Genomic DNA, 15,184 nt, shown 5'->3' with positions numbered 1-15,184 from the left:
AAACCTTGCGTGGTCGCATGGGGGCCGTGCGCTTTAGCCGTTGTTGACGCGGAGCAAGCTGTCATCCTTCAAAAGCCGCGGAGCCTTAAGCTCGACGCCTTTCTACAATGCCGCTTTTGAAAGGAAACATAGCTTTGCTTTAACGGCAGTCACTTACGCTTGCCGCCGTTGCCGAGGTTCGATCAAAATAGAATGTCGTAAATAAACCAGCCCACAATGAGGAAGCTGGTGACGACACATATCCGATCGCCATAGATATCAATTCGCGACATCGCCGACATCCTTCCGCACGCGGCGATCTTTGTCGCCTGCGTGGACAGGATAACGCATCAAACCAGGAAAGGGAACAAAAAGTGCGGCGCCGGTCAGGCCGTCACTAAGCCGCGATGACGCAGGAAGGACTGGGTCGCCTCAACGGGACCCCGATAGGCCTCCTGAAACTCGGCGCTCCAATATTTAAGGTCGTCAAGATCGATACGTGCGCCCGAAACCGCACAAAGGACGAACTGGCCCGGGCGCACTATGTCGAAATGTGGCGTGTGATATTCCAGCACCGCCAATCCCTGAATCTCCGCCATCAGTCGCCCGTCAAAATGCGGTCTACGAGCTGCTTCACCGTCGGCACGAAACCGTTGGAATAGAAAGGATCCTGCTTGAACTTGTAAGCGCCGTGTCCGGCGAACAGGAGGTTCTTGTCCAGGTCCCCGCCATGCACCGCCTCTTGCAAGGATTTCTGGATGCAGAAGCTCCTGGGATCGGCAAGACGGCCGGTGGAGTTCGTTTCACTGTCCATCCAGCTAGAGAATGCGCACTGGCTGAGACAGCCCATGCAGTCGGTCTGATCCTTGCGGATCTCCGCGCGTTCCTCTTCCGTGACGAATACCAGCGTGTTGTCGGGAGTCTTGAGAGCGGAGGTGAGGCCCTGCCCCACCCACTCGCGCGCGCGCAACAGGTCGCCGCGCGTTACCCAGAAATTCTTGCCCTTCACGCCCGCATCAAGCTGATGCGTGTGATCGCCCGCCTGCTCCGTGCTGAACGGGATCTGGCGTTCCGACCGCGCCTCAAGCTGGCGCAGGAAGGGGTTCCGGATCGCCGAGCTGTAGAAGCCGGTCGGCGAGAAGCGATGAAGCAGTACGTCGCCCGGTTCCAGCTGGGTCAGGCGTTCCTTCCAAAGCTGGGGGATAGGGCTTTCCTGCGTCAGCAGCGGGCGTGTGCCGAACTGGAACGCGATGGTGCCCAGTTCCGGATTGTCGATCCAGTCGTTCCAATCTTTGAGGTGCCAGACCCCGCCTGCCATGACGATTGGCACTTCGTCGGATATGCCGCCTTCGCGCATGGTTTCCCGAAGCGCCTTGACGCGCGGATAAGGATCCTGAGGCTCCCGCGGATCCTCGGCATTGGAAAGGCCGTTATGACCGCCCGCCAGCCACGGGTCCTCATACACCACGGCCGCCAGCCATTCAGACGCCTTCGAATAGGCGCGCTTCCACAAGGCGCGAAAGGCACGTCCCGAACTGACGATAGGGAGGTAGCTCACGCCATAAGAGGCCGCGATCTCGCTGAGCTTGTAGGGCATACCCGCGCCGCAAGTGACGCCCGCCACCATGCCCCTGGTCTTTTCCAGAACGCCGTGCAGCACGCGCTGCGCACCGCCCATTTCCCAGAGCACGTTGATGTTGATCGCGCCTTTACCGCCAGCGATTTCGAAGGCGCGCTTCACCTGTTCCACCGCACCATCGACGGCATAGGCGATCAATTCTTCGTGACGATCGCGGCGAGTACGACCGTGGTAGATCTGGGGAATGACATTGCCCATACTATCATAGCTGTCGGCATTGACCGCCGACACGGTGCCAATGCCGCCCGCAGCGGCCCATGCACCGGAACTGGCGTGATTGGAGACGGCCACGCCTTTCCCGCCCTCGACCAGCGGCCATACTTCACGACCACCATAGATGATGGGCTTCAAACCCTTGAACAACCTAATCTCCCGCGCAACATCTGCTGGGTCACCCGTCGACTAAGGGCCGCTCTATAGCAGCTTTCACGACCGATGACGAATTTACGGCCGCGCCCTACCGCAAAATATGGGGGCTGGATAGTACCTGTCCATAAAGCGTCGCATAAGCATCCACCATTGCGGCCTCTTCAAAATCGCGTTGCGCCCGGTGCAGGTTCGCGTCACCCAGACGGTTGCGAAGCTCGGAACTTGCGGCCAGCCGTCCTAGCGCGTCGGACAGCGACGCCTCATCAGAGGCGATGAATGGCTGGTTTTCCGGCGCGACCATTTGAGCGACATCTCCCACGTCGGTTGACGCCACCGGCAGGCGCGCGGCCATCGCTTCCACCAGGGAGATGGGGAATTGTTCACTGTCGGAGGAAAGGGCGAAGATATCGAGCAAGCCGATCAAACACGAAGGATTGGGCAGGAACCCGGGCATGCAGATGTCATCGAGCCCGTGCCGCGCCGCTTCCGCCATGATCGCGTCGCGCTCAGACCCTTCTCCGATGACTACCAGTTGCAACTTATCACGGTGCGGCGCGACAGCGCGGACCAGCCGGGGGATATTCTTAACCGGGCGCAAACCGGCCAGCGTGCCGACAAGCAGCTTGCCCGGTGAGCGCGCCAACCCTGGAATGGCTCCGGGAACGGGTTGGAGATATTGTGCGACGTCGATCCCGTTGCGGATCAGATGAACTTTCCGCGCAGGCTGATGCCACATCGCGCGGGCAATCTGGTTTAGCCGGATGGACGGCACGACGACGGCCTGGGCGCGCTGGAGCGCCAGCCGACGGTAGAGGTTGCGCCCTGTCTTGAGGCGCTCAGCCTCCTCGATGTTGAAGCCGTCCTCATGATGGATGAGCGGGGGCATCGGGAAAAAGGATGAGCAGAAACGATGGGCCATGACAGCATCCATCGCGCCCCAATTATAGGTGAGAACGAGGTCAAAACTGGACATGAACCGTCCTAAAGCCCGGAAGCGGCCTGGGCCGGGACGGCCGGTGAGCCGTGGAGGATCGGGGAAGCTGACATCTATTCCCGGCGCGATCGCCGATCGGGCGCCCATTGCTTCGGGCGCCGCGCTGACAATCGTGTGGCTGGCGCGGTTGCCCCACAGGTTCATCAGGCGGACGGCGCGCGCTTCCTTGCCGCCGAGGGAAAAACTGCCGTGAACATGAAGAAGGCGGGGCGGCCGCTGATGAGCGTCAGCCATACAGGACTCGAGCGAGTAGGCGGTCGATGGCGGCGGCAGCTTCCGGTTCGTCCAGGATCGGCGCGTGGCCGACGTCGGGAACGGTCACGAGTTCAGCGCTCGAGCCCATATCTGACAGCATGCGTTCGGCTGTTGAAGCGCTGATAACGTCGGAGTGTTCGCCGCGCAGGATCAGTGAAGGAATGCCATGGAAGGAAGACATTACGGGCCACAGGTCGACCCCGGCCTCACCTCCGGCCAAGCGGAGGGGTTCAGCTATGCGCATATCGTAGTCCAGCACTACGCGGCCTCCGCTGTTGAGTCGGTACAGGCGCTTGGCCATGGCTAGCCATTGTTCGAGGCCATAGCGCGGGTAGATATCTCGGTTCGCCTCTTCGAGGGCGCGGGCGGCCTGAACCCAGCTTTGGTGCGATTGGCCAACGCCCACATAGGTGCGGATGCGGTCTAGGCCCGCTTGTTCGAGCTTCGGCCCGACATCGTTCAAAAGCGCGCCCGCCAGCCACTCGCGGTGAGTCGCGGCGATCAACATGGTGATGAGGCCGCCGAGCGAAGTGCCGATCGCGACGAAGCGGGTGATGGCAAGGTCGGCGAGAAGGCGGCTGATGTCCTGCAAATAGGTTAGCGGGACATAGGTCATCGGGTCCTTGGCCTGCGCGCTTTCGGCCCGGCCGCGCATGTCGGGGCAGATGAGGCGCCAATCGCCCGCCAGACAATCGGCCAAGGGTTCAAAATCGCGCGCATTGCGGGTCAGGCCCGGCAGGCACAGTAGCGGCGGGCGACCGTCTTCGCCCCCGCCATAATCGCGATAATGGAGCCTGAGGCCGTCGGGCGACCACCAATAGCCGTCGGTGAAGCTGGTCAACGGTCGTGCGCCCTCAAATAAATGTCCAGCGGTTGCAACTTCCTGCCCCGCTCCCCCATATCGCCGCATGGACAAATCCTCGCAAGCAAACAGATACAATCCGGCAAAGGAAATCTTCGGATTACAGCCGGATTTCGCCGATGAGGTCGCCCCCGCCGACTTCCCGCAGACGATTTTACGATATCGTAACGATCGGGCCGCAGCCAGCGTGGGGTTGGAAACGCTGAGCGATGACGAGTGGATTCGTCATTTCGGGCGATTCGCCTCCCTGCCCGGCAACCTGCCGCAGCCCTTGGCGCTGCGTTATCATGGACATCAGTTCCGGACCTACAATCCCGACATAGGCGACGGGCGCGGTTTCCTTTTCGCGCAGCTGCGCGACGATGCGGGACGGCTTTTGGACCTGGGAACGAAGGGGTCGGGCCAGACGCCCTATAGCCGCTTCGGCGATGGCCGCCTGACGCTGAAAGGCGGGGTTCGCGAGATATTGGCGACCGAAATGCTGGAGGCTCTGGGCGGCAACACATCAAAGACCTTCTCGCTGATCGAGACGGGCGAGGCGCTGGAGCGTAATGACGAGCCCTCCCCCACCCGCGCGGCAGTGATGGTACGGCTTAGCCATTCGCACATCCGCATTGGATCGTTCCAGCGCGCCGCCTATTTCGATGACAAACCGCTGTTGGAGCGGCTGACCGATTATTCGCTGCGGACGCTTTATGACGAGGAGCCGGGGAACAACGCCCCCGCGCAATTGCTGGGTCGCGTGGTCGAAAGGACGGCCGATCTGGCGGCAAGCTACATGGTCGCGGGGTTCGTGCATGGCGTGCTGAACAGCGACAATATCAATGTGACCGGCGAGAGCTTCGATTATGGGCCTTGGCGCTTCACGCCACTGTGGGAGCCGAGCTTTACGGCGGCCTATTTCGATCATGCCGGACTTTATGCCTTTGGGCGACAAGCAGAGGCGATCCATTGGGACGTGGCGCAGTTGGCTGTTTCGTTGAGGCCGTTGGTGGAGGCGCAGCCGCTGATCGAGCAATTGGAGCGATTTCCAGAGTTGCTCGGGCAGGCAATGGTCCGACGCTTTTGCTGGCGGCTGGGCGTGGTCCCTTCAGGAGAGGCGAACGCCATGATCCAGGCGGCCGTCAATGGCATGGCCGCGAGCGGGACGCCGATCGACCTTTTTTTCCATGACTGGCGCGGTGGAGAGCCGCGTGACGGGGCGGACTATTCGGGTGAGGCGTGGGCTCTGTTCCGTGAGGCTGTTGCGGGGATGGAGGCGAGTGGCAACAGGGGGCATGGCTATTGGAGCGATGCGACGCCCTGTTCGATGCATATCGACGAGGTTGAGGCGATCTGGAGCGCCATTGCCGAGCGGGATGACTGGTCGCTGTTGCACGAGAAGGTGGCGGCGGTTCGGCGGATGGGTGAGGCTATGGGGGATGGGCCGGCGGTGCCTTGAGGCGGGTGGGCTTGCTCGCTGCGCTCGCCCCCCCTCTCCCCCACCCTCTCCCCCTAAAGGGGAGAGGGAGTTTTAGTTGTTTTGCGCCGCTTCCCTAATGGGCTGTTATCCGCCATATCGGCTGCATGTCCGCGACGCTGACTTCGATTGAACCCGCCACTGGCGCACTGTTGTGGCAGGGGACTGCCAACGATGTAGAGGCTGAGGTCGCAAGGGTCAGGGCGGCTTGGCCCTCCTGGGCTGCACAACCGATTTCCTATCGCATCGAGACGCTGCGTCGCTTCGTCAATGTCGTGCGCGCCAATGAAGAGGCGTTGGCCGACCTGATCGCGCGGGAGACGGGAAAACCGCTTTGGGACGCGCGAACCGAAGTCACGGCCGTGATGAACAAGGTCGACATTTCGGTGGCCGCCTATTCGGAACGGACGGGGCAGCGGCGACTGGAATCGGCGATGGGCGCCCGCCAGTCGGTGCGGCACAAACCGCATGGCGTCATGGCGGTGCTCGGCCCCTATAATTTCCCCGCTCATCTGCCCAATGGCCATATCATTCCTGCCCTGCTGGCCGGGAACGGCGTGCTGTTCAAACCGTCCGAAAAGACGCCAGCGGTGGGCGAAATGCTGGTGCGCTTCTACCATGAGGCGGGCGTGCCGCAGGATGTGGTTCGTCTGGTGCTGGGCGGGCCGGATGAGGGCAAGGCGCTTGCAGCCCATGCCGACGTGAACGGCATTCTATTCACTGGTTCGGCATCGACGGGCTTGGCGATCAATCGGCAGTTCGCCAGCAATCCGGGCAAGATATTGGCGCTGGAAATGGGCGGGAATAATCCGATCGTCGTCTGGGACACCGGCGATATCGCCAGCGCCGCCGTCCTGGTGGTGCAGTCGGCTTTCCTGTCCAGCGGCCAGCGTTGCACGGCGGCGAGCCGGTTGATCGTCAAGGAAGAGCTGGCCGACATGCTGATCGGCGAGGTCAAGAAGATCGCCGACCGGCTGATCGTCGATCACCCGCATGCCGACCCTGCCCCCTTCATGGGGCCGGTGATCGACAATCATGCGGCGGACCAGCTGACCGAAAGCTTCCTTTATCTGATGAGCCATGGCGGGCGGCCGATAAAGCATCTGGTACGGCTGTCGGAAGACCGGCCGTTGTTGAGCCCCGCCATCATCGATGTGACTGCGATGACGGAACGGCCCGACGTGGAGCTGTTCGGGCCGTTGCTACAGGTAATCCGCGTTCCCGATTTCCCAGCGGCGATCGCGGAGGCGAACAATAGCCGTTATGGCCTGTCGGCTTCCCTGATCGGCGGGTCGCCCGAGCAATATAATCAGTTTTGGGCGAATATCCGGGCAGGCATTGTCAACTGGAACCGGCCGACCAACGGCGCTTCGTCCTCCGCGCCGTTCGGAGGCCTAGGCATTTCCGGCAATCATCGGCCGAGCGCTTTTTATGCGGCGGATTATTGTGCCTATCCGGTTTCATCGGCGGAGATCGAGCAGCCACGGGCATCGATCGGGATTGGGCTGAAGGAAGTGGATGTCAGTGGGATGGGGGATTGAGGGGTATCCCGGCGTCATGCCAGCGAAAGCCGTAAGCTTACATCCTCAGCCGCACGGGATCGAACGAGCGTCGCGTCATCCCAACTTCCGCTGGGACGACGCGATGCTGCTGTTCGTTTCGCCAACCGAAGTCGGCTCATTTTATCAGAACACAGGCTGATTAGCCGGGTCTTCCGGATCAACCACGGGCGCGGGGACAGGCGTCACGGGCGAGTGAATGCCGCATTCCACCTTGTCCCAACCGCGCCAGCGTCCTGCGCGCGGGTCTTCACCCGGCAGCACCTTCGACGTGCACGGCTCGCAACCCACCGACAGATAACCCTGCGCTTCCAGAGGATGACGCGGCAGGTCATGCTCCGCGAAATAGGCTTCCAGATCGTCCTTCGTCCAATCGCCGAGCGGATTGATCTTCAGGCGGCCGTCTTCCACCTCGAAACGCGGCATATTCTGGCGGGTGGTGGATTGAAACGCCTTGCGCCCAGAAATCCACGCGTCCAGCCCGTCCTTGGCGCGCTGCATCGGCTCGACCTTGCGGATGTCGCAGCATCCATCAGGATCATAGGACCAGCGCAGGCCCGTCTCGTCCTTCTTCGCAAGCACTTCCGCATTGGGAGTGACCGACCGGCTGTCGGAAAAACCCATCCGGCTGATGAGGGTATCGCGATAGTTCAGCGTTTCCGTGAACATCTTGAGCGTATCGACGAAGATCACCGGCACGCTCTTATCCGCCCGCGCCACCAGATCCAGCAGCACGGCGCTTTCCGTGCCGAAGGAAGACACAACCGCCACCTTGCCTGCCAGACCTTCGGCAAAGACGGTCTTGAGCATCGTTAATGCATCCACGCCTTCGAAGCGCGAATTCAGCGCGTCCGCGTCGGCCTGCGTGAAGGCAGGCCGGGCGTCGATTACGTCAAGCTGGCGGGCAGGTTCAGCCATCTATACTCTCCGGGTGCCGCTTCGCCCAAACCGGGCTGCGGCCATCGACGGTCTTTTGATAGACGTCGGCATAACGATTAAGGGCGCGATCGACGGCGGCATCGTCCAGCGCCTTGTCGGGGCGGAAGCTGTCGAAACCGCAGCGGCGCATGGCGTTGATCTGATCGACCAGCACATCGCCCACCGCGCGCAGTTCACCCGAATATCCAGCCTCGCGCAGGATACGCGCCGCCGAATAGCCGCGCCCGTCGCCATAGGCGGGGAAGTTCACTTCAACCAGCGACAGCCGGTCGAGATAGGGCAGCAACTCGCGCGCATCCTCACCCGCCTCGATCCGCACGGCGGTCGAATTGGACTGGCCGGTGAAGGATTCGACCGTGACAGCAGGTTCCTGCGCGGCTTCACCGTCGCGAAAAGTCAGGAACTCAACCATAGATCGCCTCCTTGAAGGGCTTCATGCCAAGACGGCGATAGGTGTCGAGGAAGCGCTCGCCTTCCTGACGCTCAGCGAGATAGAGGTCGGTGACCTTTTCAATGGCATCCACGACGCCATCTTCGGAAAAGCCCGGCCCCGTGATCTGGCCAACGGCAGCATCCTGCGCGCCCGATCCGCCGAGCGAGAGCTGGAAATTCTCCACGCCCTTACGATCCACGCCCAGCACGCCGATATGCCCGGCATGATGATGCCCGCATGCGTTGATGCAGCCGGAGATCTTGACCTTCAGCTCGCCCAGCTCCTTTTGGCGGCCTGCGTCCGCGAACCGTTCCGAAAGCTTCTGCGCCAGCGGGATCGACCGCGCATTGGCAAGGCTGCAATAATCCAGGCCCGGGCAGGCGATGATGTCGCCGATCAGGTCCAGATTGGCTTCCGCCAGCCCGGCCTCGTCCAGCTTCTGCCAGATGGCATAAAGGTCCGCCTTTTTCACATGCGGCAGGACAAGGTTCTGCGCATGAGTCACGCGCAGTTCGTCCAACGAATGGCGTTCGGCGAGGTCCGCCACCAACTCGATCTGCTCGGCCGAAGCATCGCCCGGAATGCCGCCGCGCGGCTTCAGGCTGATGTTGACGATCGCATAGCCGGGCTGCTTGTGCGCCGCGACCTGCCGGTCCACCCACAGGGCGAAGGCGGGGTCGCTACGGTCGATCTCGTCGCTCAGACCCTGATCATAAGTCGGATTGGCGAAGAAGGGCCGGATGCGGTCCAGTTCCTCACGTGGCGGGTTGAGGCCCAGCTCCCGCATATGCGCAAACTCTTCCTCGACCTGACGCTTATATTCCTCGACGCCCAGCTCATGGACCAGGATCTTGATCCGGGCCTTGTACTTGTTGTCGCGGCGGCCGTAGCGATTGTAGACGCGCAGGCACGCTTCCAAGTAAGGTACGATCTCATCTTCGGCCACGAAGTCCTTGATAAGAGGGGCGACCATCGGCGTGCGGCCCATGCCGCCACCGGCATAAACTTCCGCGCCGATCTGCCCATCGCGCGACACCAGCTTCAGGCCGATGTCGTGCAGCCGCATCGCCGCGCGATCCTCTTCACTGGCGATCACCGCGATCTTGAACTTGCGCGGCAGATAGGTGAATTCTGGATGGAAGGTCGACCACTGACGCAGCAGCTCGGCCCAAGGGCGTGGGTCCGTCACCTCATCAGCGGCGACGCCAGCATATTGGTCCGACGAGATATTGCGGATGCAATTGCCGCTGGTCTGGATGGCATGCATCTCGACCGTTGCCAACTCGGCCAGAATGTCAGGCGCGTCGGCCAGCTTGATCCAATTATATTGCAGGTTCGTTCGCGTGGTGAAGTGGCCATAGCCCTTGTCATATTTACGCGCGATCTCACCCAGCTTGCGCATTTGCGGCGCGTTCAACGTGCCATAGGGGATGGCGACGCGCAGCATATAGGCGTGCAGCTGAAGATAGAGGCCGTTCATCAAGCGCAGCGGCTTGAACTGATCCTCGGTCAGTTGTCCGGCCAGGCGGCGTTGCACCTGATCGCGGAATTCCTCGACGCGGGCGTCCACGATGGACTGGTCATAGCTGTCATAACGATACATGGTCAGATCACCCAGTTGCCGGCATCGGCGTCATTCGGTTTAAGCGTCAGGTCGGGGCGCACGGTCGGTCCCAGAGCGCGGATGCGGTCCTTGATATGGGCCGGGCGCACGCCTTCGTCGGTCAGGGTGGCGTCGATCACATAAGGAGCGACCACCCGCAGCGCGGCTTCCTCGGCACGGGCAAGCTCGTCGCCCTTGTCGCCCACATCGACGGATTCGCCGACCTGCCGCGACCAGCCGTCGCCCGCCCACCAGATCACGTCCCCGGTGCCAAGGTCATTGCCGGTCAAAATCTTCACGAATGCATCTCCGCCCCATTGTTCGCCTGTGTGGCCCAGCCAGCCAGCACGTCCTGCGCCAGCGCATAGGCCGCCACTTCCCCGACCACAATCAGGGCCGGACTTTTTACTTTTTCACGCGCCACCATGTCGCCCAGATCGGCGAGCAGGGTGCGCAGCGTGCGCATATCGGAACGCGTGCCATTTTCCAGCACCGCAACCGGAATAGCTGGCGACACGCCATCGGCGATAAGCTTGTCGGCGATATCCGCCGCCGTCGCCACGCCCATATAAATCACCAGCGTGCGGCCATGGCCAGCAAGCCCGGACCAGTCCTGTTCTGTCAGCCCCTTGCACTGGCCCGCGACGAAGGTCACCGCGCTCGCCGCATCACGATGGGTGAGGGGAAGCTGCGCCTGCGCCGCGCAGCCGATCGCCGCGCTGATCCCCGGCACGATCTCGACCGGCACGCCAGCGGCGCGGCATGCTTCCATTTCCTCGCCCCCGCGACCGAATACGAATGGATCGCCCCCCTTCAGCCGCACGACGCTACGCCCGCCGATCGCCAGTTCTACCAGCAAGGCGTTGATGCCCTCTTGCGGCATCGAATGGCGGCTGCGCTGCTTGGCGACGGAAATCAGTTCCGCGCCCGCCGAAGCCATGGCCAATATCTCGGCCGACACCAATCCGTCATGCACGATGACATCCGCCTGCGCGATCAGGCGCGCAGCGCGCAACGTCAGCAGTTCCGGATCACCCGGACCGGCGCCGACGAGAAAGACGGTGGCAGGGAGTTGTTCGGCCATGCTGGCCAGATGGCGGAAGCGCGCAACCGTTTCAATTCAGAATGCTTTGCCCATGGCGAAGGAAAATTTGGGGGATGGGTGTCCAAGTCCGGGCACCCGCCCCCGTCACACCCCGCAAAATCAGTCGCATTCGGGCCGGATGAACTCGGCCGCTTCCTCCACTAGCGTGAGGAAATAACGCCGTTCGCCGTCAGCTTGAGTGGCGCGATCCTGCCGTCGCGCAGATAGTGGACGTCCGTATTGGGCAGGCATAATGGAACAGCATCTGTCGAACAAGCCTCATGGCGCGAGCGCAGGAATAGCGATAACGTAGCCCTCTTACCTGTGGAAAGGGGACACCGCATGGCGATCGAGCTCAAGATATTGGCGTGGAGCTGCGCGCTCCTGTTGGTGCATATTTTTGCGGCGGCGCATTTTAAGACGAAGCAATATGGGCCGAAGTGGAATATGGGCGCGCGGGACGAGAGCTTGCCACCGCTGGAGCCGATCGCCGGACGGCTGGTACGCGCGCAGGCGAATTTCCTTGAGACCTACCCCATCGCGATCGTCGCGCTGCTCGGCGTGGTGGTCGCGGGACGGACGAGTGACCTGACGGCGATCGGCGCATGGCTGTGGCTGGGCGCGCGGATCGTCTATCTTCCGCTTTACGCGATGGGCGTGCCGGTGGTGCGGACGCTGGTTTATATGGTTGGGGTGATTGGTCTGATATTGGTGTTGCAGGCGCTCATTACGGGTTGAGCGCCCTCGCCCCTTAGTTCGAGTAGAGCCGAACTCAGTAGATCACTCATAATCGCCCATATAACCGCCGTCCGCGAGGTCGGAGAAGCGGGTGATCTTCGCGTCGAACTTCATACGGATACGGCCGGTCGAACCGTGACGCTGCTTGGCGACGATCAGTTCGGCAAGGCCGTAGATCCGCTCCATTTCCTGCGCCCATTCAAGATGCTCGCTACTCTCCTTGTTACCCGGCTCCTTCGCGGCGACATAATAATCCTCGCGAAAGACGAACCAGACCATGTCGGCGTCCTGCTCGATCGAGCCGGATTCGCGAAGGTCGGACAGCTGCGGTCGCTTGTCCTCCCGCTGCTCGACCGCACGGCTCAGCTGTGAAAGCGCCAGAACCGGGACGTTAAGTTCCTTCGCCAAGGTCTTGAGACCACGAGAAATTTCTGAAATTTCCTGCACGCGATTATCGCTGCCCCTGCCGCTGCCCTGTAGCAGTTGGAGATAGTCGACGATGACGAGGCCAATGTCATGACGCCGCTTCAGTCGGCGCGCGCGGGTACGCAAGGCGGCTATGGTCAGACCTGGCGTGTCGTCAATGAACAGCGGCAGCTCCTGAAGATCACGCGCGGCGCGGGACAGGTTCTGGAAATCGGCGCGGCTGATCTTACCCATGCGGAGCGCCTCCCCGCTGATGCCCGATTGTTCGGCGAGCACGCGGGTAGCTAGCTGATCGGCGGACATTTCGAGGGAGAAGAAGGCCGTCTTGGCGCCCATATTCTTTTCAGGCGGAATGCCATCGACATGGTCGCGCATCCAGCGGGACGCGGCGTTATAGGCGATGTTGGTCGCGAGCGAGGTCTTGCCCATGCCCGGACGGCCCGCAAGGATCATGAGATCCGAATTGTGGAGGCCACCGATCTTTTCATTCAGGCTGTTGAGGCCAGTGGTGATGCCCGAAACGTGACCGCCACTGTTGAGCGCCCGTTCGGCCACCTGCACGGCCATGGTGGTGGCGGTGGCGAAGCTTTTGACGGAGCCGGTTTCACCCTCGCCCTCCGATACTTTATAGAGCGCGACTTCGGCCATCTCTATCTGTTCGCGCGGGTTGACATCCTCACTGGTATCGAGAGCATTTTCAACCAGTTCTCGCCCTACATTCACAAGTTGACGCAGGAGCGCGAGGTCATAAATCTGGCTGGCGAAATCGCGCGCGCCGAGCAGGGCGGCACCGTTCCCCGTGAGCTGCGCGAGGTAGCCGACACCGCCCAATTCCTTGAGCGCCGGGTCCTGCTCCAGCATCGGCTTGAGCGTGACCGGATTGGCTACCATGTCGCGCTCAACCAGCTTCATCACGGCTTCATAGATGCGGCCATGCAGAGGTTCGAAGAAATGCTCCGCCTTGAGCTTGAGCTGAACATCCTCGGCAATGCGATTGTCGATCATCAGCGCGCCCAGCAGCGCGGCTTCCGCCTCCACGTTGCGCGGGAGTTCGGGGATGCCTGCTTCTGCGGCGGGATTAATCTGCACCAGTTCGACCATGCGCCTCTCATCGCGCTCGTCGGGGTTCTGCGCAAGGGGCAAGCTATGTCCCGACAGGCAAAGCTGTGGAGAACTCCCCCTTGCTTTTCATCGTCGGCAGAAGCAGGGACTATGGACCCATGACCGACCCGCGCATCATCGACATCACGCTTGACGAGCGGACGATCCTTTGGCGCAACGCGGATGTCGAGCAGGAGCGGCGGATCGCCATATTCGACCTGCTGGAAGATAATTATTTCGCGCCCCAGCGTACCCATGCCGATGATTATGCAGGTCCGTACCGCGTGCTGCTGCGCGTCGAGGATGGGCGGCTGGTGATCGAGATCAAGCGGGAGGATGGCGAGCCGCTGGAGGCGATCATCCTCGGCCTGGGCCGGTTCCGGCGTCCGATCCGGGAATATTTCGCGATCTGCGACAGCTATTATCAGGCGATCAGCAATGCCTCCCCGCAACAGATTGAAACGGTGGACATGGCGCGCAGGGCCATCCACAATGACGCGGCGGAAATGCTGATCGAGCGGCTGGATGGCAAGATCAAGGTCGATTTCGACACGGCACGACGCCTGTTCACGCTGATCTGCGTGCTGCATATCAAGGGGTAAGGGGACATTCGCCAGCATTCTTCCGGCCGGTTTCTGGTCCGCATCCTTGCGGGCGCGCTGGTCATTGGCCTGTTGGCATTGGGTGCGTGGAGCTATGCCTGCCGCTGGGCGCCGGGGCGCGACGTCTATCCGGTTCAGGGGGTGGCTGTTTCCGCTGACGGAGGCGCCATCGATTGGGGCACGCTGGCGGCCAATGGCGTCGATTTCGCCTATATAAGAGCGGCCAAGGGCACAGAGGGCCGCGACCCCGCCTTTGCGCGGAACTGGTCTGCGGCGCGTTCATCGGGACTGCGTTACGGCGCTGTGCTGGATTTCAGCCTGTGCGGCCGCGCCGCTGGTCAGGCGACACGCTTCGTCACGACAGTGCCACGGGACAATGCCGCCCTGCCCCCGGTGATCCGGCTCGACTTTGATCCTGGCTGCACTGCGCGGCCGGGGCGAGACGCGGTGCTGTCTGAACTCAATACGCTGGTGAACCTGGTTGAGAGCAATGCAGGCAAGCCGGTGCTCCTCAACATCTCTAAGGCTTTCGAGGAAGAATATGACATCGCGTCGGGCATAAACCGGACGCTCTGGCTGGATGGAAACTTCTTCCCGCCTGATTATGCTACCCGCCGATGGGTCATGTGGACGGCGAATGACATGCGTCATATCGATGGCATCGATGGCCCGGTTAGATGGGGCGTGGTCGCGCCATGACTATTGATACGGATGTCCAAAGCCTGATCGAGGCAGCGCGCGCGGCGAGGGCAAATGCCTATGCTCCGTACAGCCGCTTTCCTGTCGGGGCCGCCGTGCGGTTGTCCGATGGCGAGGTGGTCGTCGGCGCGAACTTCGAAAATGCGAGCTTTGGCCTGTCGCTCTGCGCTGAAACGGTGGCTTTGGCAGCCGCCAATGCGCAGGGGAGGCTTGGCGACGTCGAGGCAATCGCGGTCGTCGGGGGTGGTGCTGACCCGGTCACGCCCTGCGGAAGATGCCGTCAGATCCTGAACGAAGCAGAGCAGGTGGCGGGGCGGCCCATCGCCATTTATTGTGCGGCGGGCGATGGCGACTCCGTGGTCCAGCATAGCGTCGCCGAGCTTTTGCCTTTCTCTTTTGGACCCAATGATTTGGGTCATGACCCTTCCAGGAAGAGTTAAGAA

General features: G+C 61.8%; 16 protein-coding genes. 6 read left to right on the top strand and 10 right to left on the bottom strand.

Annotated features, from left to right (window positions below):
* Positions 1 to 365: 365 nt before the first annotated feature.
* The 4 genes from ACZ51H_RS03840 to ACZ51H_RS03825 form a co-directional block, all read right to left on the bottom strand.
* Positions 366 to 578, bottom strand: coding sequence for a DUF2093 domain-containing protein (locus ACZ51H_RS03840; protein WP_196226283.1), 213 nt, complete (start codon positions 576 to 578; stop codon positions 366 to 368).
* Positions 578 to 1,981, bottom strand: coding sequence for an NAD(P)H-dependent flavin oxidoreductase (locus ACZ51H_RS03835; protein WP_460987942.1), 1,404 nt, complete (start codon positions 1,979 to 1,981; stop codon positions 578 to 580). Before ACZ51H_RS03835 ends, ACZ51H_RS03840 begins: the two co-directional genes overlap by 1 nt.
* A 94-nt stretch (positions 1,982 to 2,075) precedes the next feature.
* Positions 2,076 to 3,215 carry a glycosyltransferase family 4 protein gene (locus tag ACZ51H_RS03830; protein WP_464802489.1) on the bottom strand — a complete coding sequence of 380 codons (1,140 nt, stop codon included), beginning with the start codon at positions 3,213 to 3,215 and terminating at the stop codon, positions 2,076 to 2,078.
* Positions 3,208 to 4,077 (bottom strand): alpha/beta fold hydrolase, encoded by an 870-nt coding sequence (locus tag ACZ51H_RS03825; protein WP_464802488.1) that lies wholly within the window; start codon positions 4,075 to 4,077, stop codon positions 3,208 to 3,210. Before ACZ51H_RS03825 ends, ACZ51H_RS03830 begins: the two co-directional genes overlap by 8 nt.
* Before the next feature lie 67 nt (positions 4,078 to 4,144).
* Between ACZ51H_RS03825 and ACZ51H_RS03820 the strand changes: the two genes are divergently transcribed.
* The gene (locus ACZ51H_RS03820) at positions 4,145 to 5,539 is read left to right on the top strand and encodes a protein adenylyltransferase SelO family protein (RefSeq protein WP_464802487.1); all 1,395 of its coding nucleotides are present in this window, start codon (positions 4,145 to 4,147) and stop codon (positions 5,537 to 5,539) included.
* A 125-nt stretch (positions 5,540 to 5,664) separates the two neighbouring features.
* Positions 5,665 to 7,098: a succinylglutamate-semialdehyde dehydrogenase gene (gene astD / locus ACZ51H_RS03815; protein WP_464802486.1), complete on the top strand. Its 1,434-nt coding sequence runs from the start codon at positions 5,665 to 5,667 to the stop codon at positions 7,096 to 7,098.
* Between the two features lie 144 nt (positions 7,099 to 7,242).
* Here the strand turns inward: astD and ACZ51H_RS03810 are convergent, their stop codons facing one another.
* The 5 genes from ACZ51H_RS03810 to cobA are packed head-to-tail and all read right to left on the bottom strand — an operon-like array spanning position 7,243 to position 11,175.
* Complete coding sequence (locus ACZ51H_RS03810) at positions 7,243 to 8,034, bottom strand: phosphoadenylyl-sulfate reductase (RefSeq protein ID WP_464802485.1); 792 nt, start codon at positions 8,032 to 8,034, stop codon at positions 7,243 to 7,245.
* Positions 8,027 to 8,467 (bottom strand): DUF934 domain-containing protein, encoded by a 441-nt coding sequence (locus ACZ51H_RS03805; RefSeq protein ID WP_464772232.1) that lies wholly within the window; start codon positions 8,465 to 8,467, stop codon positions 8,027 to 8,029. The genes ACZ51H_RS03810 and ACZ51H_RS03805 overlap by 8 nt, the downstream gene beginning before the upstream one ends.
* Positions 8,460 to 10,091 (bottom strand): nitrite/sulfite reductase, encoded by a 1,632-nt coding sequence (locus ACZ51H_RS03800; RefSeq protein WP_464802484.1) that lies wholly within the window; start codon positions 10,089 to 10,091, stop codon positions 8,460 to 8,462. The genes ACZ51H_RS03805 and ACZ51H_RS03800 overlap by 8 nt, the downstream gene beginning before the upstream one ends.
* 2 nt (positions 10,092 to 10,093) lie before the next feature.
* Positions 10,094 to 10,390 (bottom strand): DUF2849 domain-containing protein, encoded by a 297-nt coding sequence (locus tag ACZ51H_RS03795; protein ID WP_449472101.1) that lies wholly within the window; start codon positions 10,388 to 10,390, stop codon positions 10,094 to 10,096.
* Positions 10,387 to 11,175, bottom strand: a complete 789-nt coding sequence (cobA, locus tag ACZ51H_RS03790; RefSeq protein ID WP_464802483.1) for a uroporphyrinogen-III C-methyltransferase — start codon at positions 11,173 to 11,175, stop codon at positions 10,387 to 10,389. The genes ACZ51H_RS03795 and cobA overlap by 4 nt, the downstream gene beginning before the upstream one ends.
* Before the next feature lie 342 nt (positions 11,176 to 11,517).
* Here cobA and ACZ51H_RS03785 point away from each other — a divergent pair, with 342 nt between their 5' ends.
* The gene (locus ACZ51H_RS03785; RefSeq protein WP_464802482.1) at positions 11,518 to 11,913 is read left to right on the top strand and encodes an MAPEG family protein; all 396 of its coding nucleotides are present in this window, start codon (positions 11,518 to 11,520) and stop codon (positions 11,911 to 11,913) included.
* 42 nt (positions 11,914 to 11,955) lie between these two features.
* Here the strand turns inward: ACZ51H_RS03785 and ACZ51H_RS03780 are convergent, their stop codons facing one another.
* Complete coding sequence (locus ACZ51H_RS03780) at positions 11,956 to 13,440, bottom strand: replicative DNA helicase (protein WP_196226296.1); 1,485 nt, start codon at positions 13,438 to 13,440, stop codon at positions 11,956 to 11,958.
* A 119-nt stretch (positions 13,441 to 13,559) separates the two neighbouring features.
* On the opposite strand from ACZ51H_RS03780, the gene ACZ51H_RS03775 reads away from it, so the two are divergent.
* From ACZ51H_RS03775 to ACZ51H_RS03765, 3 genes are all read left to right on the top strand, one after another.
* Positions 13,560 to 14,042 carry a UPF0262 family protein gene (locus ACZ51H_RS03775; RefSeq protein WP_196226297.1) on the top strand — a complete coding sequence of 161 codons (483 nt, stop codon included), beginning with the start codon at positions 13,560 to 13,562 and terminating at the stop codon, positions 14,040 to 14,042.
* A gap of 72 nt (positions 14,043 to 14,114) precedes the next feature.
* On the top strand, positions 14,115 to 14,741 hold the full coding sequence (locus tag ACZ51H_RS03770; protein ID WP_449472094.1) for a glycoside hydrolase family 25 protein: 627 nt from the start codon (positions 14,115 to 14,117) through the stop codon (positions 14,739 to 14,741).
* Positions 14,738 to 15,181 carry a cytidine deaminase gene (locus ACZ51H_RS03765; protein ID WP_464802481.1) on the top strand — a complete coding sequence of 148 codons (444 nt, stop codon included), beginning with the start codon at positions 14,738 to 14,740 and terminating at the stop codon, positions 15,179 to 15,181. Before ACZ51H_RS03770 ends, ACZ51H_RS03765 begins: the two co-directional genes overlap by 4 nt.
* Positions 15,182 to 15,184 lie beyond the last annotated feature (3 nt).

It is taken from the genome of Sphingobium sp. TomMM15 (assembly GCF_055397045.1).
Note: the sequence above shows the minus strand (reverse complement) of the source record. Positions and strands in the feature narration are given on the sequence as shown.